General features: G+C 65.2%; 20 protein-coding genes. 7 read left to right on the top strand and 13 right to left on the bottom strand.

What is annotated here, in order from left to right:
- Positions 1 to 69 precede the first annotated feature (69 nt).
- The 3 genes from prpC to Q0894_RS13340 are packed head-to-tail and all read right to left on the bottom strand — an operon-like array spanning position 70 to position 2,902.
- Positions 70 to 1,197 (bottom strand): 2-methylcitrate synthase, encoded by a 1,128-nt coding sequence (prpC, locus tag Q0894_RS13350; RefSeq protein ID WP_132043148.1) that lies wholly within the window; start codon positions 1,195 to 1,197, stop codon positions 70 to 72.
- 56 nt (positions 1,198 to 1,253) lie between these two features.
- A complete protein-coding gene (gene prpB / locus Q0894_RS13345; RefSeq protein ID WP_299236188.1) occupies positions 1,254 to 2,159 on the bottom strand; it encodes a methylisocitrate lyase in 906 nt (301 codons plus the stop codon).
- A 32-nt stretch (positions 2,160 to 2,191) separates the two neighbouring features.
- Positions 2,192 to 2,902, bottom strand: coding sequence for a GntR family transcriptional regulator (locus Q0894_RS13340; RefSeq protein WP_195688361.1), 711 nt, complete (start codon positions 2,900 to 2,902; stop codon positions 2,192 to 2,194).
- Positions 2,903 to 3,128: 226 nt separating this feature from the next.
- On the opposite strand from Q0894_RS13340, the gene pabB reads away from it, so the two are divergent.
- Both pabB and Q0894_RS13330 read left to right on the top strand, forming a co-directional pair.
- Complete coding sequence (gene pabB, locus Q0894_RS13335) at positions 3,129 to 4,505, top strand: aminodeoxychorismate synthase component I (RefSeq protein ID WP_299236185.1); 1,377 nt, start codon at positions 3,129 to 3,131, stop codon at positions 4,503 to 4,505.
- A 108-nt stretch (positions 4,506 to 4,613) separates the two neighbouring features.
- Positions 4,614 to 5,234: a phosphoadenosine phosphosulfate reductase family protein gene (locus Q0894_RS13330; RefSeq protein WP_299236183.1), complete on the top strand. Its 621-nt coding sequence runs from the start codon at positions 4,614 to 4,616 to the stop codon at positions 5,232 to 5,234.
- 24 nt (positions 5,235 to 5,258) lie between these two features.
- On the opposite strand, the gene cysB is transcribed toward Q0894_RS13330, so the two are convergent.
- Positions 5,259 to 6,230: an HTH-type transcriptional regulator CysB gene (gene cysB / locus Q0894_RS13325; protein ID WP_195688364.1), complete on the bottom strand. Its 972-nt coding sequence runs from the start codon at positions 6,228 to 6,230 to the stop codon at positions 5,259 to 5,261.
- A gap of 240 nt (positions 6,231 to 6,470) precedes the next feature.
- On the opposite strand from cysB, the gene trxA reads away from it, so the two are divergent.
- Complete coding sequence (trxA, locus tag Q0894_RS13320; RefSeq protein ID WP_132043160.1) at positions 6,471 to 6,794, top strand: thioredoxin; 324 nt, start codon at positions 6,471 to 6,473, stop codon at positions 6,792 to 6,794.
- Between the two features lie 63 nt (positions 6,795 to 6,857).
- Here the strand turns inward: trxA and Q0894_RS13315 are convergent, their stop codons facing one another.
- Together Q0894_RS13315 and serS are read right to left on the bottom strand one after the other, a co-directional pair.
- On the bottom strand, positions 6,858 to 7,952 hold the full coding sequence (locus Q0894_RS13315; RefSeq protein ID WP_299236177.1) for an AI-2E family transporter: 1,095 nt from the start codon (positions 7,950 to 7,952) through the stop codon (positions 6,858 to 6,860).
- A 144-nt stretch (positions 7,953 to 8,096) separates the two neighbouring features.
- Entirely contained in the window at positions 8,097 to 9,374 is a 1,278-nt protein-coding gene (gene serS, locus Q0894_RS13310; protein ID WP_299236175.1) for a serine--tRNA ligase, read from the bottom strand.
- 180 nt (positions 9,375 to 9,554) lie between these two features.
- Here serS and Q0894_RS13305 point away from each other — a divergent pair, with 180 nt between their 5' ends.
- Positions 9,555 to 12,776, top strand: coding sequence for an FAD-binding and (Fe-S)-binding domain-containing protein (locus Q0894_RS13305; RefSeq protein ID WP_299236173.1), 3,222 nt, complete (start codon positions 9,555 to 9,557; stop codon positions 12,774 to 12,776).
- Between the two features lie 159 nt (positions 12,777 to 12,935).
- Entirely contained in the window at positions 12,936 to 14,735 is a 1,800-nt protein-coding gene (locus tag Q0894_RS13300) for a sodium:proton antiporter (protein ID WP_299236171.1), read from the top strand.
- 26 nt (positions 14,736 to 14,761) lie between these two features.
- On the opposite strand, the gene trpC is transcribed toward Q0894_RS13300, so the two are convergent.
- The 5 genes from trpC to Q0894_RS13275 all read right to left on the bottom strand — a co-directional run bounded on the left by trpC (position 14,762) and on the right by Q0894_RS13275 (position 19,712).
- On the bottom strand, positions 14,762 to 15,571 hold the full coding sequence (gene trpC, locus Q0894_RS13295) for an indole-3-glycerol phosphate synthase TrpC (protein ID WP_299236170.1): 810 nt from the start codon (positions 15,569 to 15,571) through the stop codon (positions 14,762 to 14,764).
- Between the two features lie 26 nt (positions 15,572 to 15,597).
- On the bottom strand, positions 15,598 to 16,617 hold the full coding sequence (trpD, locus tag Q0894_RS13290; protein WP_299236203.1) for an anthranilate phosphoribosyltransferase: 1,020 nt from the start codon (positions 16,615 to 16,617) through the stop codon (positions 15,598 to 15,600).
- 16 nt (positions 16,618 to 16,633) lie between these two features.
- Complete coding sequence (locus Q0894_RS13285; RefSeq protein WP_299236168.1) at positions 16,634 to 17,242, bottom strand: aminodeoxychorismate/anthranilate synthase component II; 609 nt, start codon at positions 17,240 to 17,242, stop codon at positions 16,634 to 16,636.
- Between the two features lie 19 nt (positions 17,243 to 17,261).
- Positions 17,262 to 18,758 (bottom strand): anthranilate synthase component I, encoded by a 1,497-nt coding sequence (gene trpE, locus Q0894_RS13280; protein ID WP_299236201.1) that lies wholly within the window; start codon positions 18,756 to 18,758, stop codon positions 17,262 to 17,264.
- Positions 18,759 to 19,013: 255 nt separating this feature from the next.
- Positions 19,014 to 19,712 (bottom strand): phosphoglycolate phosphatase, encoded by a 699-nt coding sequence (locus Q0894_RS13275; protein ID WP_299236166.1) that lies wholly within the window; start codon positions 19,710 to 19,712, stop codon positions 19,014 to 19,016.
- A gap of 104 nt (positions 19,713 to 19,816) precedes the next feature.
- On the opposite strand from Q0894_RS13275, the gene Q0894_RS13270 reads away from it, so the two are divergent.
- Positions 19,817 to 21,115, top strand: a complete 1,299-nt coding sequence (locus tag Q0894_RS13270) for an NAD(P)/FAD-dependent oxidoreductase (RefSeq protein ID WP_299236164.1) — start codon at positions 19,817 to 19,819, stop codon at positions 21,113 to 21,115.
- Here the strand turns inward: Q0894_RS13270 and Q0894_RS13265 are convergent.
- Positions 21,107 to 21,445, bottom strand: coding sequence for a GIY-YIG nuclease family protein (locus tag Q0894_RS13265; RefSeq protein WP_366131021.1), 339 nt, complete (start codon positions 21,443 to 21,445; stop codon positions 21,107 to 21,109). The two genes, Q0894_RS13270 and Q0894_RS13265, sit on opposite strands and share 9 nt — an antisense overlap.
- Position 21,446: 1 nt before the next feature.
- Entirely contained in the window at positions 21,447 to 22,148 is a 702-nt protein-coding gene (gene rpe / locus Q0894_RS13260; RefSeq protein ID WP_299236162.1) for a ribulose-phosphate 3-epimerase, read from the bottom strand.
- A 186-nt stretch (positions 22,149 to 22,334) separates the two neighbouring features.
- Here rpe and cysP point away from each other — a divergent pair, with 186 nt between their 5' ends.
- Complete coding sequence (cysP, locus tag Q0894_RS13255) at positions 22,335 to 23,345, top strand: thiosulfate ABC transporter substrate-binding protein CysP (RefSeq protein ID WP_299236160.1); 1,011 nt, start codon at positions 22,335 to 22,337, stop codon at positions 23,343 to 23,345.
- The last annotated feature ends 16 nt before the right edge of the window (positions 23,346 to 23,361 follow it).

The raw sequence follows: 23,361 nt of genomic DNA, 5'->3' as shown, positions 1-23,361 counted from the left end.
CAGCTGGCCGCGAGGCGGGAAAAGGCGACAGGACGGCTCGAGGAGCCGCCCTGCAATACCCCTGGTCGATCAGTCACGCTGCTCGATGGGCACCCACTCGCTGTGTTCCGGGCCCACATAGTCGGCGCTGGGACGAATGATGCGGTTGTTGGCACGCTGCTCGAAGACATGCGCGGCCCAGCCGGTCACCCGCGACATCACGAAGATCGGGGTAAACAGCTTGGTGGGGATATCCATGAAGTGATAGGCGCTGGCATGGAAGAAGTCGGCGTTGCAGAACAGCTTCTTCTCGCGCCACATCACCGCCTCGACACGCTCGGAGACCGGGTAGAGCACGCTGTCACCGACGTCCTCGGAGAGCTTCTTCGACCACTCCTTGATGATGGCATTGCGCGGATCGGACTCGCGATAGATCGCGTGACCGAAGCCCATGATCTTGTCCTTGCGCTCGAGCATGCCGAGAATTTCGCGCTCGGCCTCATCCGGCGACTGCCAGTTCTCGATCATCGCCATGGCAGCCTCGTTGGCACCGCCATGCAGCGGACCCCGCAGGGAGCCAATGGCACCGGTCACGCAGGAGTGCATGTCAGAGAGCGTGGAGGCGCAGACGCGAGCGGTAAAGGTCGAGGCATTGAACTCGTGCTCGGCATAGAGAATCAGCGAGACGTTCATGACCCGGGCATGCAGCTCGGAGGCCGGCTCGCCCCGCAGCATATGCAGGAAGTGTCCACCGATGGAGGCATCATCGGTCTCGGTCTCGATGCGTACCCCGTCGTGGCTGAAGCGGTACCAGTAGCAGATGATCGAGGGCAGAACGGCGAGCAGACGGTCGGCGACATCCTGCTGCTCGTCAAAGCTCTGCTCGGTCTCGAGGTTGCCCAGCATGGAAGCGCCGGTGCGCATCACGTCCATGGGGTGAGCATCCCTGGGGATCTGCTCGAGCACGCTCTTGAGTTCGGCAGGCAGGCCGCGAAGCCCCTTGAGCTTGGTGATATAGGCGTCGAGCTCGGCCTGGTTGGGCAGCTTGCCCTTGAGCAGCAGGTAAGCCACCTCCTCGAACTTCGCCTTCTCGGCCAGCTCCTTGACGTCGTAGCCACGGTAGGTCAAGCCGGAGCCGGTCTTGCCCACGGTGCACAGGGCGGTGGTGCCGGCACTCTGGCCGCGCAGGCCTGCGCCGCTAACGGGTTTATCAGCCATGTTATCTCTCCTCTTGATGTTGTATCCGTGGTGCTGTTACCAGTGCGGCATGCGCCTCAGGCGTCGCTGCCCTTCTCTTCAAGCTGACTCTCCGCGAACAGGGCATCGAGCTTCCGCTCGAAGCTGTGGTAGTTGAGGAAGTCGTAGAGCTCATCGCGGGTCTGCATCATGTCGACCACATCACGCTGATGGCCATTGTCATGGATGCTCTGATAGACCTTGAGCGCCGCCGCGTTCATGGCACGGAAGGCGGACAGCGGATAGAGCACCATGCGGCAGCCCACCTCGGCGAGCTCCTGCTGGGAGAACAGCGGCGTGGCGCCAAACTCGGTGATATTGGCCAGGATCGGCGCATCGACGCGCTCACAGAAGGCCTTGTAGTCGTCGAGGGTATGAACCGCCTCGGCGAAGATGGCATCGGCACCCGCCTCGATGCACGCCTGGGCGCGCTCGATGGCGGCATCCAGCCCATCCTTCTGGAAGGCATCGGTACGGGCAATCAGATAGAAGTCCGGGTCGATACGCGCGTCGGCGGCGGCCTTGACGCGGTCTACCATCTCCTGCTGGGAGACGATCGCCTTGTTGGGGCGGTGACCGCAGCGCTTCTGGGCCACCTGATCCTCCAGATGGACCGCCGCCACGCCGGCGCGCTGCATCTCCTTGACGGTGCGCGCGATATTGAAGGCGCCGCCCCAGCCGGTATCGATATCCACCAGCAGCGGCAGGTCGGTGGCACCACAGATGCGGTGGGCATCCTCGACCACGTCGTTCATGGTCGTCATGCCCAGGTCCGGCAGGCCGAAGGAGGCGTTGGCCACGCCGCCGCCGGAAAGGTAGATGGCCTGGTGGCCCACACGCTCGGCCATCATGGCGGTATAGGCGTTGATGGTGCCCACGATGGAGAGCGGGCGATTGGCCTCGAGGGCAGCGCGGAAGCGAGCGCCGGGGGTCTGCTGGGTCATGATGTTTCTCCTGGTGATATCGGGAAGATGGGTCAGGCAGGGGAGTCTTCCGACTCCCTCAGGGACGCGGCGTAGCGATCGACGACATTGGCTCGGGAAGCGCTGACATGGCGGCGCATCAGCAGCTCGGAGAGCTCGGCATCGCCGGCCTCGATGGCATCGACGATGCGGTGGTGCTCGACGAAGGCGCGTTGGGGACGCGACCCACTGGCGCTGAACTGGGTGCGATAGAGCCGCACCAGGTAGTAGAGGTCATCGCAGAGCATGGTCACCAGCATGCGATTGTGGCTGCCCTGAACAATGCGATAGTGGAAGTCCAGGTCACCCTCGCGCTGGAAGTAGGCCTCGCCCTTCTTGAGGTCGGCTTGGCGTTCATGCAGCGCCAGCACCTCACGCAGGCCGGCAATCTCCTCGGCGGTCATATGCTCCGCCGCCAGGCGGGCGGCCATGCTCTCGAGGGCCTCGCGGACATCGAACAGTTCAAGCAGCTCCTGTATGGAGAGCTTCACCACCCGGGCGCCGACATGCGGGACACGCTCGATCAGTCGATGAGCCTCCAGCCGGCGCATCGCCTCGCGCAGCGGCCCGCGGGAGATGCCATAGGTCCTGGACAGGCCCGGCTCGGTGATCTTGCTGCCCGGCACGAGCTCACCACGCACGATGGCATCCTGCAGCTGCTGGAAGACCCGCTCGGCGAGAGTGCGGACTTCGGGACTGGATGATTCGGCTTCGACTGGCTTCATGATGATTGTCGACAATTATTGGGTGAAGAAAGAGTAGCCATTGCCGGACTTCGGGTCAACACGGCGTCATGGGCGAGTGATACGTCTTTGGTTGTAGACATTTTCCCCTTCTCGCTTCGAGATGTCGACAATGTTGTCGGCCACATGGAGGCCAATGGCGCATATCGACGAGGACAACGACGCTTTCGACGCCTAGAATGGGCGCCCCGATTGCATAGGCCCAGCGATGACCGCCCAGCTCCAGATCACGCCGCACCCCTACCGGCCCACCCCGCTTTCCGCCTTCGCCCGCCTGCGCCGAAGGCCGGGGGCCGTGCTGCTGGACAGTGGCCGTCCCGAGGCCCCGGGCGGCCGCTACGACATTCTGTCGAGCGACCCGCTGGCGGTGCTGACGGTGGATGAGTCGGGCCAGGTGGAGGGCGTGCCAGAGCTTCGTCACCTGGCGCCCTTTGACGCCCAGCAGGCCCTGCTCGAGGGCCTGACCGAGAGCATGACGGTACCGGAGAGCGAGCTGCCCTTCCTGGGCGGGTTGATCGGCTACTGGAGCTACGACCTCGGCTACCAGCTGGAGCGAGTGGGGAAGCGTGCCCGCCGTGTCGTGACCCTGCCTGACAGCCGGGTCGGCCTCTACGATTGGGCATTGATCCAGGATCATGAGCGCAGAGAGGCCTGGCTGGTGGCCACCCCGGAGCGTCGCCAGCAGGCACTCGAGTGGCTGAACGCCGCCCCCGCACCGGAAGCCGCCTACCAGTTGACGGCCGCCTTTGCTGCCGAGCTCGACCGCGACGCCTATCTGACACGCTTCGACGCCGTGCAGCGCTATATCCGTGCCGGCGACTGCTATCAGGTCAACCTGGCCCAGCGCTTCAGCGCTCCCTACCGGGGCGACCTGTGGAGCGCCTACCGGCGCCTGCGCAAGGCGACACCGACCCCCTTCGCGGGTTTCATGGCCTGGGCCTCCGCCAATGGTGAGCAGGCGATCCTCTCGCTCTCGCCGGAGCGCTTCCTGGAGTGCCGCAACGGCCATGTGGAGACCCGTCCCATCAAGGGCACACGCCCGCGCGGTGACACCCCGACAAGCGATGCCCGCCTGGCCGCCGAGCTTACGCAGAGCCTCAAGGATCGCGCCGAGAATGTGATGATCGTCGATCTGCTGCGCAACGACCTGGGCCGCCGCTGCCGTCCCGGGACGGTGCGGGTACCCCAGCTCTGTGGCCTGGAGAGCTACGTCAATGTCCACCATCTGGTCAGCGTGGTCACCGGCACGCTTGCCGACGGACGCACGCCGCTGGAACTGCTGGCCGCCGCCTTCCCCGGCGGCTCCATCACCGGCGCTCCCAAGGTGCGTGCCATGCAGATCATCGACGAACTCGAACCCAGCCGGCGCAGCGTCTACTGCGGCAGCCTCGGCTACGTGGATACTCGGGGGCGGATGGACACCTCCATCGCCATTCGCACCGCCGTGGCGGACGGCGACCGCGTGCATTTATGGGGCGGTGGGGGCCTGGTGGCCGACTCGGAGGGTGAAGCCGAATATCAGGAGACCTGGGACAAGATCCGTCACCTGGTGGCAGCGCTCGCCACAGAAGGCAACAAAGAATAAGAAAACAATCTCTTATTCTTAAATGATAATAACAACGCAAGAAATCGGTATTGGGCGCACGCCTTGCCGTTCGGCTAGGGTGGTCGAGATACCTACCAGGAGCCCCCCATGATCGAGACCCTCGACATCATCAACCGCGACCTCGGCCAGGACCCGGAAGCGCTTATCCGCTGGGCCCTCGACCAGGGCAGCCAGCCGATCTGTACCACCAACTTCCGCCCCTTCGAGGCGGTGATCCTGCATATGGTGACCAGTCAGCGACCCGACATCCCGGTGGTCTGGATGGACCATGGCTACAATACCGAGGCTACCTACCGCTTCGCCGACGCCCTGGTTCGACGCCTCGACCTCAACCTGATCAGCTTTCTGCCAATCCGCACCCGCGCTCACCGCGAAGCGCTGGAGGGCCCCTTCCCCGGCATCGATGATCCGCGTCATGAAGCCTTTACCCAGGAGGTGAAGATCGAGCCCTTCGAGCGTGCCCTCGAACAGATGGCACCGGATGTCTGGTTCACCGCACTGCGTGCCGAGGACACTCCGCAACGTTCACGCATGGCCCCGGTCAGCCGCAACACCGATGGCCTGCTGAAGGTAGCCCCCTTGCTGCACTGGACGGCGAAGGAGCTCCACGCCTACCTCCAGCGTCACGACCTGCCCAACGAGTTCGACTATTTCGATCCGACCAAGGTCGAGGCCAAGCGCGAGTGCGGCCTGCACCTGCAGCACTGAGCCCGCCGCATGCGCGGCGGGCGCCTAGCGCAGCGGTAGCTCGATACCCTCGAAGAGGCCGCGCTCATGACGCGGCCCGGCGGCCAGGGCAGCATCCACGGTATCGCGATCCAGGTGAGGCGCGAAGCCCTGCAGGAAGTCATACATGTAGCCGCGCATGAAGGTACCGCGGCGAATGCCGATCTTGGTGGTGGAGCTCGCGAACAGGTGGCTGGCGTCCAGCGCCACCAGGTCGGTATCCTGCTCGGGATCCACCGCCATGCCGGCAACGATCCCTACCCCCATCCCCAGCCGGACATAGGTCTTGATCACGTCGGCATCGGCGGCGGTCAGCACCACATTGGGAGTAAGCCCCTGCTCACGGAAGGCGTCATCGAGCTGGGAGCGACCGGTAAAGCCGAATACGTAGGTGACCAGCGGATGGCGTGCGATGGCCTCCAGGGTCAGCTCCTTCTCCTCAGTCAGCGGATGTCCCTGGGGCACCAGGATGCAGCGGTTCCAGCGATAACAGGGGAGCAGTACCAGATCGTTGAACAGCCCCAGGGATTCGGTCGCGATGGCGAAGTCGGCCTGACCATCGCTGACCATCTGGGCGATCTGCTTGGGCGTGCCCTGCTGCATATGCAGGGCCACATCGGGATACTGACGGGTAAACTCCCGGATCACCGGCGGCAAGGCATAGCGCGCCTGGGTATGGGTGGTGGCCACCGACAGGCTGCCGCGACGCTCGTCGCTGAATTCCTGGGCCACCTCCTTGATGTTCTCGGTAAGGCGCAATACCTCACCGGCAAGCTCCACGATGGCCTGTCCCGCCGGTGTCACTCGCGTCAGATGCTTGCCGCTGCGGGCAAAGATCTCGACCCCCAGCTCGTCCTCGAGCAGGCGGACCTGCTTGGAGATGCCAGGCTGCGAGGTAAACAGGCTCTGAGCGGTGGCGGAGACATTGAGATTATGGCGGGTCACTTCCCAGATATAGCGCAGCTGCTGCAGCTTCATGACGACTCTCCCGTACCGCCCCATCCGTTGGAGGCGCCAAGGTAGCAAAAAGGAATATAAAACGAGATGTTAATTCATATCTAGCATATAATGCCAGACTTCGCACGAGTCGCCGATACGCATTCTCGATTTGCCAGCACTCCAGTCGACCGCTAACATCGTCCGACCGGCTGGGTGACCCACGCATGTCACCTGCCACCCCTGTCCGCTCGATGCAGCGCAACGAAACTGGAGAACCCCATGGCCAATAACGTCGATGTCACCAACGCCAACTTCGAGCAGGAAGTCCTCAAGGCCGAGACCCCGGTGCTGCTCAAGTTCTGGGCACCCTGGTGCGGTCCCTGCAAGGTGATGGCTCCGGTAGTCGACGAGGTCGCCGAGGAGCGCAGCGGCAACCTCAAGGTCGTCAGCATCAATGTCGACGACGCCCCCGAAATCGCCGCCGAGCAGGGCGTGCGCGGCGTCCCCACCGTGATGCTGTTCAAGTCCGGCACCAAGATCGCCTCGCTGGTCGGTGCGCAGTCCAAGTCCCAGCTCAGCCAGTTCATCGAACAGAACGCCTGAGCAGCAGCGTCCCGCCCGATACATCGCCCCGGCTTAGGCCGGGGCGATGTCGGTTCCGCCCTCTCACTCCTCGTTACGCCTGGCTGGCAGGCGCTCTGCCCTGGCCCGAGACGCTTCCTTTCCTGGCCCCAGGAGAAGAGCAATCCAGCGCGTCTCGGGGTGGCTGGCCAAGGCAATCTTCAGGGTCATGGTCAACATGACCGACAACAGCATGCCCGCCGTACCGAAGATCCACCCCCACACCACCAGTGACAGGAAGGCAATAAAGGTCGAGAGGCCCAGTGCCTGCCCCATTAGCCGTGGCTCGACGATATTGCCGAGCAGGAAATTGATGCCGAGATAGGCCGCGGCGAGCAGCAACGCATCGAACAGGCCCCCATCGGGAGAGACCAGCAACAGCAGCACCGGTGGCACCGCCGCAATGGCCGAGCCGATATTGGGAATGTAGTTGAGCCCGAAGGCCAGCACCGCCCACAGCAGCGGGAAGTCCACCCCTACCAGCAGACAGGCGATCCAGACCAGCACCCCGGTCACCAGGCTGACCACCGTCTTCACCGCCAGATAACGCTTGAGCCTCAGACTGAATTCGCTGAAACGCTCAAGGCTCGCCGCCGGATTCTCCAGCGCCTGGGAGACCTTGTCGCGGAAACTGAGGGTCTCGAAGAGCAGGAACACCGCCAGCAGCCCCACGATCCCACTCTGCATCAGCAGGTTGCCCACCTCACCGATCAGCGACGGGATCCACCCTCCCAGCTGCTCGGCATCCAGCACCTCCGCCAGGCGATCGGTATCGATGGCCAGTCCCAGTCGCGACAGGCCATCCAGCAGTCTCAGATAGTAGTCGTAGAGCTTCTGCTGGATATCGGGCAGGGTGTCGACGAAGGTGCCGAAGCTGTTGACCAGCAGCCCCCCCAGCAGCAGGAAAACCGCACCGATCACCACCAGGGTCAGCCACACCGACAGGCGAAGGCCCAGCCCGTGACGGTTGAGCCACAGCACCGGTGCCGTACAGATCACCGCGATAAAGGCCGCCAGCAGCATGGGCACCAGCAGGCTGGCCCCGGCCCGCATCCCGGCCACGATGACCACCAGCGCCGCCAGGGCCAGCACCAGGTTCAGCGGTATGATGCCTGATGAATCCTTGTTAGCGTCTCGCATCCGGGATCTCCCTAGCCGTTGATGGCCTCCATCATGCCCGCTGGGCAGTGCTTCAACAATCGGCAACGTCCCCGACCCACGCCTCAACAAAACGACGAACCCCCGCGGGCAGCGGGGGTTCGAGGTGTGCGAATACTGGGTAGCCTAACGATTGATGCTCTCCAGGCCGCCCATGTAGGGTCGCAACACCTCGGGCACGGTCACCGAACCGTCGGCCTGCTGGTAGTTCTCCAGCACCGCCACCAGGCAGCGGCCCACCGCCAGGCCGGAGCCGTTGAGGGTATGCAGCAGCTGCGGCTTCTTCTGCTCGGGGTGACGGAAGCGCGCCTGCATGCGTCGTGCCTGGAAGTCCTCGCAGTTGGAGACCGAGGAGATCTCCCGGTAGGTCTCCTGGCTGGGGATCCACACCTCGAGGTCATAGGTCTTGGCGGCGCCAAAGCCCATGTCGCCGGTGCACAGCGTCACCACTCGGTAGGGCAGCTCGAGGGCCTGCAGGATCACCTCGGCATGGCCGCGCATCTCCTCCAGCGCCGCATAGCTCTGCTCGGGCATCACCAGCTGCACCATCTCCACCTTGTCGAACTGGTGCTGGCGAATCATCCCGCGCGTATCGCGCCCGTGGGAGCCCGCCTCGCTGCGAAAGCAGGGCGAGTGGGCGGCCAGTTTCAGCGGCAGCCTCTTGGCATCGAGGATCTCGTCCCGGGCGAAGTTGGTCAGCGGTACCTCGGCGGTGGGGATCAGATGGTAGCCGCGCTCGTCGTCCAGCCGGAACAGATCCTCGCCGAACTTGGGCAGCTGACCGGTCCCGCGCAACGAGGCCTCGTTGACCATATAGGGTACATAGCACTCCTCGTAACCATGCTCCTGGGTCTGCTTGTCGAGCATGAACTGCGTCAGCGCTCGGTGCAGCCGAGCTATGGGCCCACGCATCACCGCAAACCGCGCCCCGGTGAGCTTGGCCGCCAGGTCAAAGTCGAGATCCCCCTTCAGCTCGCCCAGGTCGACATGGTCGCGTACCTCGAAATCGAACTCCCGAGGCTGGCCCCAGCGATGCAACTCGACATTGTCGCTCTCGTCGCCGCCTTCCGGGACGCTCTCATGGGGCAGGTTGGGAATACCGCTCACCGCATCATCCCACTCGGCCTGGACCTCAGCCAGGCGAGCCTTGGCGCCATCCAGGCGCTCGCCCAGGTCAGTGACCTCGTCGAGCAGCGGCTGAATATCCTCACCCGATGCCTTGGCCTTGCCGATGGCCTTGGAGCGAGTATTGCGCTCGTTCTGCAGCGACTCGGTCTCGGCCTGCAGCTCCCGGCGACGGGACTCCAGCGCCCCAAGGCGGTCGATATCCAGGGCAAAGCCCCGCTTGGCGAGTCGTTGGGCGACCGTCTCGAGGTCGCTGCGCAGCAGTTTGGGATCGAGCATGGCATCCGGTCCGTAGCAGTCGGTGATTGGGGTGTCGGCCGCAGAAAGTGGGCGGCAGTAGCAGGCCGCCCATTGTAGGCAAAAGCCGATAGTGGCGCCACGCGAACCGGGTGACCGGGGTGCGCCTCGGAGCCCCGCGCGGTAGAGTAGAGGCACCCTCGCCTGCCCTTGAAGATACCCATGATCGCACGACTGGATACCACCAACGCCGCCACCGCCCCTGGAGTCGCCACACCCTATCTCCGTTTTCTCGAGGCCCTGAAGGTGGCCGGTTTCGAGGGCGAGGTCGCCCCCGACTATGCCGATCGCACGGTGCTCGCCACCGATAACTCCATCTACCAGCGCCTGCCCCAGGCGGTGCTCTATCCCCGCCACGGCGAGGACCTGCAGCGCATCGCCCACCTGGCGGGTCAGGTGGAGCATCGGCAGGTGGTTCTCACCCCGCGCGGCGGCGGCACCGGCACCAACGGTCAATCGCTGACCGACGGCCTGGTGGTGGATGTCTCTCGGCACATGAATCGAATCCTCGATATCGACGTCGAGAACCGTCGGGTGCGGGTCCAGGCCGGGGTGGTCAAGGACCAGCTCAATGCGGCGCTCAAGCCTTACGGGCTCTTCTTCGCCCCCGAGCTCTCCACCTCCAACCGCGCCACCATCGGCGGCATGATCGCCACCGACGCCAGCGGCCAGGGCAGCTGCGAGTACGGCAAGACCCGCGACCACGTGCTCGAGCTCGAGGTGTTGCTGCTGGGGGGCGAGCGGCTGGTGAGCCACCCGGTCGAGGAGCACGACCTCGAGGTGCTATGTGGCGGCGATACCGTCAGCGCCCGCGCCTACCGCACCGCCCGTGAGATCATCGACACCCAGGGCGAGCTGATCGCCGAGAAGTTTCCGCCTCTCAACCGCTGTCTGACCGGCTATGACCTGGCGCACCTGAGAGACGCCCGGGGGCGCCTCGACCTGAACAGCCTGCTCTGCGGCTCCGAGGGCTCGCTGGGCCTCCTCGACGAGGCGGTGCTCAATGTGCTGCCGATTCCCGGACACTCGACCCTGGTCAATGTGCGCTACGCCACCTTCATGGACGCCCTGCGCGATGCTCAGACCCTCAAGAGCAGCGCCTCCGGCCCGACCTCCATCGAGACGGTGGATGACAGGGTACTGATGCTGGCCATGGAAGATTTCGTCTGGGATAGCGTCGCGGAGTTCTTTCCGACCGGCGACCCGGCGGCCGGCGCTCCGGTGCGTGGCATCAACCTGGTGGAGTTCAACGACGATGACCCCGAACGTCTGAGCCAGCGCGTCGATGCATTCTGTCGCCAACTGGAGGCGGACATGAGCGTCGAGCGCCTGGGCTTCACCCTCGCCCGGGGGCGAGCGGAGATTCAGAAGGTCTACGCCATGCGCAAGCGGGCCGTGGGCCTGCTGGGCAATGCCAAGGTCGATGCGAGGGGCGAGAAGCGCCCCATCCCCTTCGTCGAGGACACCGCGGTGCCGCCGGAACACCTCGCCGACTTTATCGCCGAATTCCGTACCGCTCTGGATGCCCGGGGCCTCGAGTACGGCATGTTCGGCCATGTGGATGCCGGTGTGCTCCATGTACGCCCCGCCATCGACATGAAGGACCCCGAGCAGGAGAAGCTGATCCGAGTGGTCTCCGACGAGGTGGCAGAGCTGACGAAGAAGTACGGCGGCCTGCTGTGGGGCGAGCACGGCAAGGGCGTTCGCTCAGAGTATGCGCCGACCTTCTTCGGCGAGCTCTATCCCAGCCTGCAGCGGATCAAGGCCGCCTTCGACCCCCATAATCAGCTGAACCCCGGCAAGATCGCCACTCCGGTTTCTATTCCGCCCGAAAACGCGGATAGAGCTCCCTTGGCCGAAAATGACGCCCACGCCAATCAGTCCAGCCCGGAAGGGGGCGAAGACGAGCAGACCGTCAAATGGGTCGACCCTGGCCTGCTGACCATCGACGGTGTCACCACCCGCGGTCAGCTCGACCGCACCATCGACGAGCAGGCGTGGCAGGCCCATGCCGCCACCGTCTACTGCAATGGCAATGGCGCCTGCTACAACTACGACCCCGACGATGCCATGTGCCCCTCGTGGAAGGCCACTCGCGACCGCATCCACTCCCCCAAGGGACGTGCCAGCCTGATCCGCGAGTGGCTTCGCCTGCAGGGCGAGGCCGGCGTCGATCTCGTCGAGGAGTCGCGCCGCAAGAGGTCCGAGGGCACCTGGGGCTTTATCAAGGGCTTCCCCCGGCGGCTCAGAAACACCCTGGCCAGGCGGCGCGGCGAGGCGGACTTCTCCCACGAGGTGTATGACGCCATGGCGGGCTGTCTGGCCTGCAAGTCCTGCGCCGGTCAGTGTCCGATCAAGGTCAATGTGCCCGACTCCCGCGCTCAGTTCCTGGAGGCCTATCACGGCCGCTACCTGCGTCCGCCGCGTGACTATCTGATCGGCGGCCTGGAGTTTATGGTTCCGACCCTGGCCCGCCTCGCCCCGCTTTACAATGCCGCCCTGGGCAATCGCCTGGTTGACCGCCTGCTGGCCGGCCCCATCGGCATGGTGGACAGCCCCAGGCTCTCCCGCGCCAGCCTTGCCAGGCAGCTGACGGCCTGGGGCGTCGCCGAGGCGACCCCCACCTCGCTCGGCCTGCTGACCGAGGCCCAGAAGGCACGCAGCGTGGTGATCATTCAGGACGCTTTCACCAGCTATTTCGAGGCCAGGCTGGTCATGGATATCGTCGAGCTGCTGAGCCGGCTGGAGATCCGTGTCTTCGTGGCCCCCTTCTCCCCCAATGGCAAGCCGCTCAACGTCCAGGGCTTTCTGGGCGCCTTCGAGCGCACCGCCGCCAGGCAGGCCGAACGGCTCAGGATGTTGGCCGATGCCGGGATAGCCCTGGTGGGCATCGACCCGGCCATGACCCTCACCTATCGCCAGGAGTACGTGAAGGCCCTGGGTCCGGAGGCGGTACCCGAGGTGCTGATGCTCCAGGAGTGGCTGGTGACCCAGGCCACCACGCTGGCCCGACGACTCGATCGTCCCGAGAGCGAATCGGATGCCCCCGGATACCGACTTCTTAGCCACTGCACCGAGAAGACCAACGCCCCGGGTAGCCCGAAAGCCTGGCAACAGGTCTTTGCCGCCTTCGGCCTGGAGCTGGAGCTTCTCGCCAGCGGCTGCTGCGGCATGTCCGGCACCTATGGTCACGAGGCACGCAACCTGGAGACCTCCAGAACCATCTACGCCCAGTCATGGCAGCCGGTGGTGGAGGATGACGCCAATACCGGGCGACTGCTGGCCACCGGCTACTCCTGCCGCAGCCAGGTAAAGCGGTTCTCCGAGACCGCCCTGCCCCACCCGCTACAGGCACTGCTGGCCGAGCTCAAGCGCCAGGGCTGACGCCGAGGGAACGACCCGAGCGCCATGGAACGGCGCGATGTCCGGCGCTCCTGGCGAGTGCTATAGGCAGCAGGGCGGGTCGCCTGGGCTGCCACGCTGATAGCGCTAGCCATCGTTAGTCGCTAATCTGCAGAGTGGACCCCAGCCAGGAGCTTCGCCATGGAAAGCCCCGCGGTATTGATCACGGGCATCGGCCTGCTGTCGCTGACCTGCCAGTGGCTGGCGTGGCGCCTCCGGGTCCCCGCCATCCTGCCGCTGCTGGTCACCGGCATCCTGATCGGACCGATAAACGGTCTGCTCGACCCCGATGCCCTGCTGGGCGATCTGCTCTTCCCGCTGGTCTCGCTGGCCGTGGCGGTGATCCTCTTCGAGGGCAGCCTGACTCTCAATCTGGGGGAGCTTCGCGGTCATGGCCATACGGTGCGGCGGCTGGTCACCTGGGGAGCGCTGATCACCGCCCTGATCAGTGCCATGGCCGCTCACTGGCTGCTGGGGCTGTCCTGGGGCATGGCCAGCGTGCTCGGCGCCCTGCTGGTGGTAACCGGACCCACCGTTGTCCTGCCCCTCCTCAAGACGCTACGCGCCAGGGAGTCGCTGAGCCAGATCCTGCGCTGGGAGGGCATACTGATCGACCCGGTTGGCGCCATTGGTGCCGTGCTGGTCTATGAGTACGTGGCCCTCGGCTCCGCGGGCGATCCCTTTACCCATACCCTGGCGCTGTTCGGGATGACGCTCGCGATCGGCTTCGGACTGGGCAGTGCGGGCGGCTACCTGTGGGGCCGAGTGCTGCGGCATCACTGGCTGCCGCGCCAGCTGCACAGCTTCGGCACCCTGATGGTCATGCTGACGCTGTTCACCCTCTCCGACCAGCTGTTCCACGAGTCGGGGCTGCTTACCGTGACCGTGATGGGCGCCTGGCTGGCCAATATGAAGCGAGTTCCTACCGAGCCGATCATCGAGTTCAAGGAGACGCTCACCGTCCTGCTGATCTCGGGGCTCTTCATCCTGTTGGCCGCCCGCCTGCGCCTGGATCAGCTCGCCCTGCTCGGCTGGCCCGCCTGGGGGTATCTCGCCATCCTGATGCTGGCAGCCCGCCCACTGGCGGTGTGGTTCTGCACCCTGGGCAGCGACCTTGAGCTCAAGGAGAAGGCGCTGCTGGCCTGGATATCCCCCCGCGGCATTGTCGCCGCAGCCGTCGCCTCGCTGTTCGCCCTGAAGCTGGAGGAGCAGGGTGTGGAGGGTGCCGAAATGCTGGTGCCGGTCACCTTCCTGGTGATCATTGCGACCGTGGTGATCCAGAGCCTGCTCTCACGCCCCATCGCCAGAGCCCTGGGGGTGGTGACGCCGCCGCCCAGCGGCTTCCTGATCCTGGGGGCCAACCCGGTGGCCCGCGCCATCGGCGCCGCTCTCATGCGTGCCGGTCTGCCGGTACGCCTGGCCGATACCGACTGGGAGGCGCTGGAGGCGGCGCGCATGGCGGGGTTGCCGGTCTACTACGGCAAGCCTCACTCCAAGCATGCCGAGACCCACCTGGAGCTGACCGGCCTGGGCCACTTCCTGCCGCTCTCTCCCTACCGTGAGGCGAATGATCTGGCGTCACTGCACTATGCCGAGCGGTTTGTCCCGGGCAGGGTGTTTCGCCTGGAGACACGTCGCGAAAGCCAGGCCGAGCGCCAGCTCCCTCAGGACCTGGATATCCTGCCGCGACTGTTTGGGGAGTGGGCCAGCTGGGCCGAGCTGGCGAGCCGCGTCGCCCGCGGCGCCGTGGTACGCGTGGCCCATCTGCATGAAGAGCACGACTTCGCCGCCTACCGTCGCGACCATGACGGCCATCTGCAGGCGCTGTTCTGCATCGATGCCAGGGGGCATGTCCGCGTGGCCAGCGACCACGCCGACCTCGCCCCGGAGGCCGGCGAGACGGTCATCTGTCTGATCGACCCGGAGTCGCCGGCCTTCTGAGAGGCCGACCTTATGAGGGGCGGGGCCTAGAAGAACAGTCCGCGCAGGGCCTCACCCGGGTCGGGCTGGCGCATGAAGGCCTCGCCGACGAGGAAGGCATTGACATCATGCTCGCGCATGCGCAGCACGTCGCCGGGGGTGTGGATGCCGGACTCGGTGACCACGGTGACGCCTTCGGGGATGCGCGGCAGCAGCTCGAGGGTGGTATCGAGGGTGGTGTCGAAGGTGTGCAGGTCGCGATTGTTGATGCCCACCAGGCTGAGATCCAGCTTGAGGGCTCGCTCCAGCTCCAGGGCGTCGTGGACCTCCACCAGCACATCCATGCCTAGCTCCACCGCCTGCCGGTGAAGGTCGGCCATCTGCCTGTCCTCCAGGGCGGCAACGATCAGCAGAATGCAGTCGGCCCCGATGGCACGCGCCTCGCTCACCTGATAGCCGTGGGTGATGAAGTCCTTGCGAATCACCGGCAGCGAGCAGGCCTCGCGAGCCTCGATCAGGCAGTCCTCATGGCCCTGGAAGAAGTCGGCGTCGGTGAGCACCGAGAGGCAGGCGGCACCGCCCGCGGCGTAGCTGGCAGCAATCGCGCCGGGACGGAAGTCATCGCGGATCACCCCCTTGGAGGGCGAGGCCTTCTTGATCTCGGCGATGATCGCCGGGTCACCCTCGGCGATACGCCGCTCCAGAGCCGCCACGAAGCCCCGCGGAGAATCCTGCTCGGCGGCCAGGCGCAGCAGCTCCGCTTCCGACACGGCGCGGGCACGCTCACGGACCTCTTCGTCCTTGCGCTGTAGAATTCGGGTCAGGATGGTAGGGGTCGCCCCCGGGGATACACTCATGTTTTGACTCCTGGGTGGGGGTACGCTTACTGCAGGAAGACGCGGGTAAAGTTGGCCAGCTCCTTGAGCTTCTCGAGGGGCAGCTTCGAGGCCTGGGCATCCTGGGCCAGGGCCACCCCCTCCTTCAGGCTGTCGGCCACATCGGCGGCATAGAGGGCCGCCCCGGCATTCAGCGACACGATATCGGCCGCCGGTCCCTCGCCTCTCAGGGCCTGTTCCACCAGGCGCAGGCTGTCCTCGGCGGTCGCGACCCGCAGCGAGTCGAGGGACTGCCTCTGGATACCGAGCTCTTCGGGGGTGATCACGTATTCGTGAATCTCGCCCTCCTTGAGCTCGGCCACCCGGGTCGGTCGAGCCAGGGAGATCTCATCCAGACCATCCTCGGCATGCACCACCAGCACATGATGACTCCCCAGGCGGCGCAGCACCTCGGCCATCAGCGGCACCAGCTCCGGGGCATAGACCCCCAGCACCTGATTGGGAGCGCCGGCGGGGTTGGTCAACGGCCCCAGGATATTGAACAGGGTGCGCACTCCCATCTCGCGGCGCGGCACCACCGCATGGCGCATCGCCGGGTGGTGGTTGGGGGCGAACATGAAGCCCACACCCACCTGCTCGATGCAGCGCGCCACCTGCTCGGCATCCAGGTCCAGATGGATCCCTGCCACGGCGAACAGGTCGGCGCTGCCCGAGGAGGAGGAAACACCGCGGTTCCCGTGCTTGGCCACATGGCCACCGGCGGCGGCCACCACGAAACTGGAAGCGGTGGAGACGTTGAACAGGTTGGCACCGTCACCACCGGTGCCGACGATATCGACAACATGATCTGCCTTGAGGTGGACCGGGCGCATCAGCTCCCGCATCACCTGGGCGGCGGCACTGATCTCCTCGGCGGTCTCGCCCTTCATCGCCATGCCCATCAGAAAGGCGGCGATCTGGGGATCACTGACCTCACCGGTCATGATCTGGCGCATGACCTGGTGGGTCTGGTCGAAGTTGAGGTTCTCGCGGCGCATCAGGGCACCGAGGGCATCTCGCATCTGCATCATGGATCTCCTCGAATCAGGCACGGCCCAGCGGCACCTGGGGGTGGCGCTTGAGAAAGTTGGCCAGCAGCTCATGGCCCTGGCGGGTCAAAATCGACTCGGGGTGGAACTGCACGCCTTCCACATCCAGCGCACGGTGGCGCAGGCCCATGATCAACCCCGGGGTAATGTCGTCGTCGGCGGTCCAGGCGGTGACCTCCAGGCAGTCGGGCAGTCCCTCACGCGCCACGGTCAGCGAGTGGTAGCGGGTGACGTCCAGCGGGTCGTCGAGACCGGCGAACACGCCCTGACCGGCATGACGGATGGCGGAGGTCTTGCCGTGCATCACTTCCGGGGCACGCACCACCCGGCCACCATAGACCTGGCCGATGGCCTGATGGCCCAGGCAGACGCCGAGTATCGGTAGCCTGCCGGCGAAGTGGCGGATGGCCTCCATGGAGATGCCCGCCTGGTCGGGCGTGCAGGGCCCAGGGGAAATCACCAGATGGGTCGGGGCCATGGCCTCGATCTCAGCCAGGGTGATCGCATCGTTGCGGTGGGTCTCGACCTCGGCGCCCAGCTCGGCGAGATACTGCACCACGTTGAAGGTGAAGCTGTCGTAATTGTCGATCATGCAGACTTTCATGTATCTCTCCGCCACCGGGCTATTCGAGGTTGTCCAGGCCGTGCTCGGCCATGGCCACGGCGCGAAACAGGGCGCGCCCCTTGTTGAGGGTCTCCTGCCACTCCATCTCGGGCACCGAGTCGGCGACGATGCCGGCTCCGGCCTGGACATGCAGCTGGCCATCCTTGATCACCGCGGTGCGGATGGCGATGGCGGTGTCCAGGTTGCCGTGCCAGGAGAGATAGCCGACCGCCCCCGAGTAGATGCCCCGCTTGACCGGCTCCAGCTCGTCGATGATCTCCAGGGCGCGGATCTTGGGGGCACCGGAGACGGTGCCTGCCGGAAAGGTGGCGCGAAGGGCATCCATGGCGGTCAGCCCCGGCTTGAGCCGCCCGGTGACGTTGGAGACGATATGCATCACGTGGGAGTAGCGCTCCACCACCATCTCCTCGGTGACCTTGACCGAACCGGTCTCGCTGATGCGACCGACGTCGTTGCGTCCCAGATCGATCAGCATCAGGTGCTCGGCGCGCTCCTTGGGGTCGGCCAGCAGCTCCTCCTCCAGAGCGCGATCCTCCTCTTCGGTGCGCCCACGCTTGCGGGTGCCGGCAATGGGTCGCACCGTCACCTCGCCCTCCTCCAGGCGGGTCAGAATCTCCGGCGAGGAGCCGGCGACCTGATGGTCGCCCAGGTCGAGGAAGAACATGTAGGGCGAGGGGTTGAGACTGCGAAGCGCCCGATAGAGATCCAGCGGCGCGGCCCGGTAGGGAATCGACATTCGCTGGGAGGGGACGCACTGCATGACATCACCGGCCAGCACATACTCCTTGATGGTCTCCACCGCCGCCTTGAAGCCCGTCTCGGTAAAGCCGGAGCTGAAATCGCCCTCCTCCACCGCCGCACTGCCGGTACCGGGGCTGACGGTATTGAGGGTGGCGCTGCGCAGGCGAATCTCCAGCGCCTCGAGGCGCTCGACCGCATTGGCATACGCGTCGGGCTGCGCCGGGTCGGCATGGGTCCAGAGGGCCAGGCGACCGGAGAGGTTGTCAAACACCACCAGCTCATCGCACACCATCAGCAGGATATCTGGCACTCCCAGCGGGTCGGGCTTGGCCGCGGCAGCCTCGCTGCGCAGGCGCGGCTCGATATAACGGATGGTGTCGTAGCCGAAGTATCCCACCAGGCCACCATCGAAGCGGGGCTGATCGTCCAGCCGTGGCACCTTGAAGCGCGCCTGGAACTGCTCGATCCACTCGAGGGGGTCCTTGACCTCGGCGGCGCCATGCAGCTCGCCGTCGACGATATGGCTGATGCTGTGGCCTCGCACCTCGATGCGCTCGCGGCAGGGCAGCCCGATGATCGAGTAGCGTCCCCACTTCTCGCCACCCTGCACGGACTCCAGCAGGAAGGTCCAGGGCGCATTGGCGAGTTTCATGTAGGTAGAAAGCGGTGTATCGAGATCGGCCAGCACCTCGCGGGTGACCGGAATGCGGTTGTAGCCGGCATCGGCCAGCTGCTGAAAGCGTTCGGGGGACATCATGCCCGGACTCCTCGGTAAAACGGTTGACGGTGGTAAACGCAGGGCGCCGGGGCGGGTCAGGGGCCGCGGCTCAGAACGATATGAGCGTCACCATCGCCAGCTACAGGGAGCAGGCAGGCGGGCAGCGGCGCGGGCAGCGCTGATGTGAAGGGGTGTATCCGGCAACGTGCGGGTGGTCATCGGGTGGTGTCCGCGTCTTATAGTAATAACATATTGAAAAGGCTATTTCTTATAGCAATAGCCGAATTCACGTTAAACGAGTTCCGCCAGCGATTCAACCACGCTGTCCGGGTCGCTGTCGCGCACCGGTTCACCGTGGTTGTAGCCATAGGGGACCGCCAGGGTGCGAAAGCCCGCCGCCTTGCCGGCAGCGATATCGTGGCGTGAATCTCCCACCATCAGACAGGCCGACGGAGACACCGCGAAATGGGCCGCAACATGCAGCAGCGGTGCCGGGTGGGGCTTCTTCTCGGCCAGGCTGTCGCCCCCCAGGCACAGCGAGAAATAGTCGGCCAGGCCCAGGTCATCCAGCAGGGGCGCAATAAAGGCCTCGGGCTTGTTGGTTACCAGCGCCAGGGGCAGGTCACGGTCGCGCAGCCCGTCCAGGCACTCTCGCACCCCCGGGTAGAGCCGGGTGTGGGCACCGGGAGCGCGGGCATAGTGCGCGAGGAAGGCGGCGTGGGCGCGCTCCAGCAGACTGTCTGAGAAAGGACCAGCCGGCGGGGCGCCGGGGACACCCTCGTTCACTTGAGCAGTAAATCGCAACGCCCGTTCCATCAATACCAGCGAGCCATTGCCCACCCAGTCGCGCACCCGCGCCTTGCCGACGGCGGGCAGGCCCAGCTCGGTCAGGGCGGCGTCCACGGCGATGGCCATGTCGGGCACCGAGTCGATCAGGGTACCGTCCAGGTCGAAGGCCACCAGTTCGATGCCTTCCAGAATGGGGTGCATGCGCTGACTCCAGGAGAATGAAAGCCATATTGTGCCGTACGGGTCATGGGCAGGGAATGCCAACCGGCCTATGCTGGTGTTTTCACGTGCCAGGGAGTGTCCGTATGAGCATACCGAGAATCGTGGTAGTAGGCGGCGGCGCCGGCGGCCTGGAGCTGGTAACTCGCCTGGGCCGTCGGCTGGGTCGGCGCGGTCGGGCCGAGATCGTGCTGGTTGACCGTAGCCCGACACACATCTGGAAGCCACTGCTGCATGAGGTCGCCACCGGTGCCCTCGACTCGGGCCTCGACGAGATCGCCTACCCCAGCCATGCCCGCGCCAATGGCTATCGATTTCAACGTGGCACCCTGTGCGGTCTCGACCGACAGCGGCAGCGGCTGCAGCTGGCCGCCGTGCTTGACGATGACGGCCAGGAGATTCTGCCGTCTCGCGAGCTGGCCTACGACCGACTGATACTGGCGCTGGGCAGCGTCAGCAATGACTTCGGCACGGCGGGAGTGGCCGAACACTGCCACTTTATCGACTGCCCCGAGCAGGCCGAGGCCTTCCGGCGCGATATGCTCGATACCTTCCTGCGCTTCAGCGCCAGCACGCAGGACCAATCTCCGCGACTGAGGGTAGGCATCGTGGGGGGTGGCGCCACCGGAGTGGAGCTCGCCGCCCAGCTCTACGATGCCCTGCTGATGCTGCACAGCTACGGGGTCACCGAGCTGGAGCGCCATCAGCTCGAGATATCTCTTATCGAGGCCGCCGATGACGTGCTGCCGGCCCTGCCCGAACGCGTCCGCCAGGCGGTGCGTGATGAACTCCAGGGCCTCGGCGTCAAGGTGCACACCGAAACGCGGGTGACGCAGATCGATGCCGACGCCATCCATACCGCCGACGAGCAGTGTATCGCCACCGATCTCGCTGTCTGGGCGGCAGGCATCAAGGCGCCCGACATCCTCGCCGAGCTGGACCTGACCCAAGCCAAGGGTCAGCGTCTCGTCGTTCACGACACCCTGCAGAGCGTCGACGACCCTCATATCTTCGCCCTCGGCGATTGCGCCAGCTGCCCCCAGGAGGACGGCGGCACGGTGCCGCCACGTGCCCAGGCCGCTCACCAGCAGGCCCTGCACCTCTACCGCAACCTGCGCGCCCAGCTCGACGGCAAGCCGCTCAAGCCGTTCGTCTATCGCGACCGCGGCTCGTTGATCTCGTTGGCCCACTTCGAGGCGATCGGCACGCTGATGCGTGGCACCTCGGCCCGTCGCCTGTTCGTCGAGGGCCACCTGGCCAAGTTCTTCTATATCTCGCTCTACCGTCTGCACCAGCGAGCCGTTCACGGCAATCTGAAGACAGGGATCATCATGCTGGTAGATGGACTGAACCGGTTTATACGCCCGCGCCTCAAGCTACACTGAGGCCTCTTCGGTCCGCTGACGCAGCCAGGCCCGCTTGCGGGCGGCCGTTAGGCGCTTGATCTCGGCCTCACGGCGCAGCGCCGTGCCATGGTCACCGACTGGCTCGTGATGGCGCAGCGTCAGGGGCCCCTTGCCGCGCAGCGCCTTGGCCCCCCGCCCCGCCCGATGCTCGGCCAGGCGCCGGTCGACGTCGGTGGTAATGCCGGTGTAGAGGGCCCCCGCGGCCGTCTCGATCACGTAGAGATACCAGCGGGACGCCTTGGCCTGGGGTATCTCGGCCTTGGGTGTCTCGGCCTGGTGTGCCTCAGCGCCGGACGAGTCGGCACTCACCTCAGCGCACGCTGGCCAGCTGTTCGCGGAAGTCGCGAATCACACCGTCGTAGCGATGCGGATCTGCCTCGTTGCGAGCCTTGAACACCGCCGAGCCGGCCACGAAGGTATCGGCCCCGGCACGCGCGATCTCGGCGATATTGTCCACCTTGACCCCGCCATCCACCTCGAGGCGAATGTCCCGGCCGGAGGCATCGATGCGCTGGCGTGCCTCGCGCAACTTGTCGAGGGTGGCGGGAATGAACGATTGACCACCGAAGCCCGGGTTGACGCTCATCAGCAGCACCATATCGATCTTGTCCATCACATAGTCGAGGTAGGAGAGCGGTGTGGCCGGGTTGAAGACCAGGCCGGAACGGCAGCCGCCGTCACGGATCAGCTGCAGGGAGCGGTCGATATGGTCGGAGGCCTCGGGGTGGAAGGTGATGATGCTGGCCCCGGCGTCGATGAAGTCGCCGATCAGCTGGTCCACTGGACGCACCATCAGGTGAACATCGATGGGGGCGGTTACGCCGTGCTTTCTGAGGGCCTCACAGACCATGGGCCCGATGGTCAGATTGGGCACATAGTGATTGTCCATCACATCGAAATGGACGATGTCTGCGCCGGAGGCCAGCACATTGTCCACCTCCTCGCCGAGGCGGGCGAAGTCGGCGGAGAGGATCGAGGGCGCAATCTGGAAGTCACGGATCGGGTCGGTCATGAAAGGGGGCTCGGGTCGATGACGAGAGGCAGGATTCTATCAGACTGCCCCGTCCCGGGCAGGTGCGAGAATACCTGGGACGCAGAGATATATTCTAAAAACGAATAATAAACACCATTGTAATTACCTTTGATGGATCATAACCTGCTTTCACCGCGACACACCTATAATATCCGGAGCCTCGTCATGACCCTCGATCTGCGTTTTTCGCGCTCACTGCTCGCTATTGCCCTGGGTGCCGGCCTGGCCGCGCCGGCGGCGGCGGCCGACCGAGAGCTGCTCAACTCCTCCTACGATATTGCCCGGGAGCTCTTCGCGGCGATTAACCCCGAGTTCATCGCCCACTGGCAGGAGAACGAGGGCGAGGAGGTTTCCATCCAGCAGTCCCATGGCGGCTCCTCCGCTCAGGCTCGCGCCATCCTTCAGGGGTTGCGCGCCGACGTGGTGACTTACAACCAGGTCACCGATGTACAGGTACTGGCCGACGACGGCCTGGTGGCCGAGGACTGGCAACAGCAGCTGCCCAACAACGCCTCGCCCTACTACTCCACCACCGCCTTCCTGGTGCGCAAGGGCAATCCCAAGGGCATCGAGAGCTGGGACGACCTGGACGATGAAGGGGTGGAGATCGTCTTTCCCAACCCCAAGACCTCGGGTAATGGCCGCTATACCTACCTGGCTGCCTGGGGCTTCGCGGATCACCAGTTCGATGGAGACGAGGCCAGGATCCAGGACTTCATGGGTGACTTCCTGGGCAACGTGGTGGTGTTCGACACCGGCGGTCGCGGCGCCACCACCAGCTTTATCGAGCGCGGCATCGGCGATGTGCTGATCAGCTTCGAGTCCGAGGTCAACAACATTCGTGGCGAATACGGCAGCGATGACTATGAGGTGATCGTGCCGCCGGTAAGCATTCTGGCGGAGTTCCCGGTCGCAGTGGTCGAGCCCAATACCGAGCGCAATGGCACCGAAGAGCTGGCCCGCGCCTATGTGGAGTACCTCTACAGCGAGGAGGCACAGCGTCAGCTGGCCGGCTTCAACTACCGTGTGCATGACGAGTCTGTGGCCGAGGAATTTGCCGACCAGTTCCCGGAAACCGAGCTGCTGCGTGTCGAAGAAGTCTTCGGCGGCTGGGATGAGGCCATGGAGGCCCACTTCAGCAGCGGCGGTCAGCTCGATCAGCTGCAGCGCCGCTGAGCCTGGAGGGACGATC

It is taken from the genome of uncultured Halomonas sp., from assembly GCF_947501415.1.
Classification (GTDB): Bacteria; Pseudomonadota; Gammaproteobacteria; order Pseudomonadales; family Halomonadaceae; genus Halomonas.
The sequence above is the reverse complement of the archived record's forward strand: the minus strand, read 5'-3'. Positions and strand labels throughout refer to the sequence as shown.

What these genes read in the sequence shown, in the direction of transcription:
- prpC (WP_132043148.1), bottom strand. Translation starts at nt 1,197, where the DNA reads ATGGCTGATAAACCCGTTAGCGGCGCAGGCCTGCGCGGCCAGAGTGCC.
- prpB (WP_299236188.1), bottom strand. Translation starts at nt 2,159, where the DNA reads ATGACCCAGCAGACCCCCGGCGCTCGCTTCCGCGCTGCCCTCGAGGCC.
- Q0894_RS13340 (WP_195688361.1), bottom strand. Translation starts at nt 2,902, where the DNA reads ATGAAGCCAGTCGAAGCCGAATCATCCAGTCCCGAAGTCCGCACTCTC.
- pabB (WP_299236185.1), top strand. Translation starts at nt 3,129, where the DNA reads ATGACCGCCCAGCTCCAGATCACGCCGCACCCCTACCGGCCCACCCCG.
- Q0894_RS13330 (WP_299236183.1), top strand. Translation starts at nt 4,614, where the DNA reads ATGATCGAGACCCTCGACATCATCAACCGCGACCTCGGCCAGGACCCG.
- cysB (WP_195688364.1), bottom strand. Translation starts at nt 6,230, where the DNA reads ATGAAGCTGCAGCAGCTGCGCTATATCTGGGAAGTGACCCGCCATAAT.
- trxA (WP_132043160.1), top strand. Translation starts at nt 6,471, where the DNA reads ATGGCCAATAACGTCGATGTCACCAACGCCAACTTCGAGCAGGAAGTC.
- Q0894_RS13315 (WP_299236177.1), bottom strand. Translation starts at nt 7,952, where the DNA reads ATGCGAGACGCTAACAAGGATTCATCAGGCATCATACCGCTGAACCTG.
- serS (WP_299236175.1), bottom strand. Translation starts at nt 9,374, where the DNA reads ATGCTCGATCCCAAACTGCTGCGCAGCGACCTCGAGACGGTCGCCCAA.
- Q0894_RS13305 (WP_299236173.1), top strand. Translation starts at nt 9,555, where the DNA reads ATGATCGCACGACTGGATACCACCAACGCCGCCACCGCCCCTGGAGTC.
- Q0894_RS13300 (WP_299236171.1), top strand. Translation starts at nt 12,936, where the DNA reads ATGGAAAGCCCCGCGGTATTGATCACGGGCATCGGCCTGCTGTCGCTG.
- trpC (WP_299236170.1), bottom strand. Translation starts at nt 15,571, where the DNA reads ATGAGTGTATCCCCGGGGGCGACCCCTACCATCCTGACCCGAATTCTA.
- trpD (WP_299236203.1), bottom strand. Translation starts at nt 16,617, where the DNA reads ATGCAGATGCGAGATGCCCTCGGTGCCCTGATGCGCCGCGAGAACCTC.
- Q0894_RS13285 (WP_299236168.1), bottom strand. Translation starts at nt 17,242, where the DNA reads ATGAAAGTCTGCATGATCGACAATTACGACAGCTTCACCTTCAACGTG.
- trpE (WP_299236201.1), bottom strand. Translation starts at nt 18,758, where the DNA reads ATGTCCCCCGAACGCTTTCAGCAGCTGGCCGATGCCGGCTACAACCGC.
- Q0894_RS13275 (WP_299236166.1), bottom strand. Translation starts at nt 19,712, where the DNA reads ATGCACCCCATTCTGGAAGGCATCGAACTGGTGGCCTTCGACCTGGAC.
- Q0894_RS13270 (WP_299236164.1), top strand. Translation starts at nt 19,817, where the DNA reads ATGAGCATACCGAGAATCGTGGTAGTAGGCGGCGGCGCCGGCGGCCTG.
- rpe (WP_299236162.1), bottom strand. Translation starts at nt 22,148, where the DNA reads ATGACCGACCCGATCCGTGACTTCCAGATTGCGCCCTCGATCCTCTCC.
- cysP (WP_299236160.1), top strand. Translation starts at nt 22,335, where the DNA reads ATGACCCTCGATCTGCGTTTTTCGCGCTCACTGCTCGCTATTGCCCTG.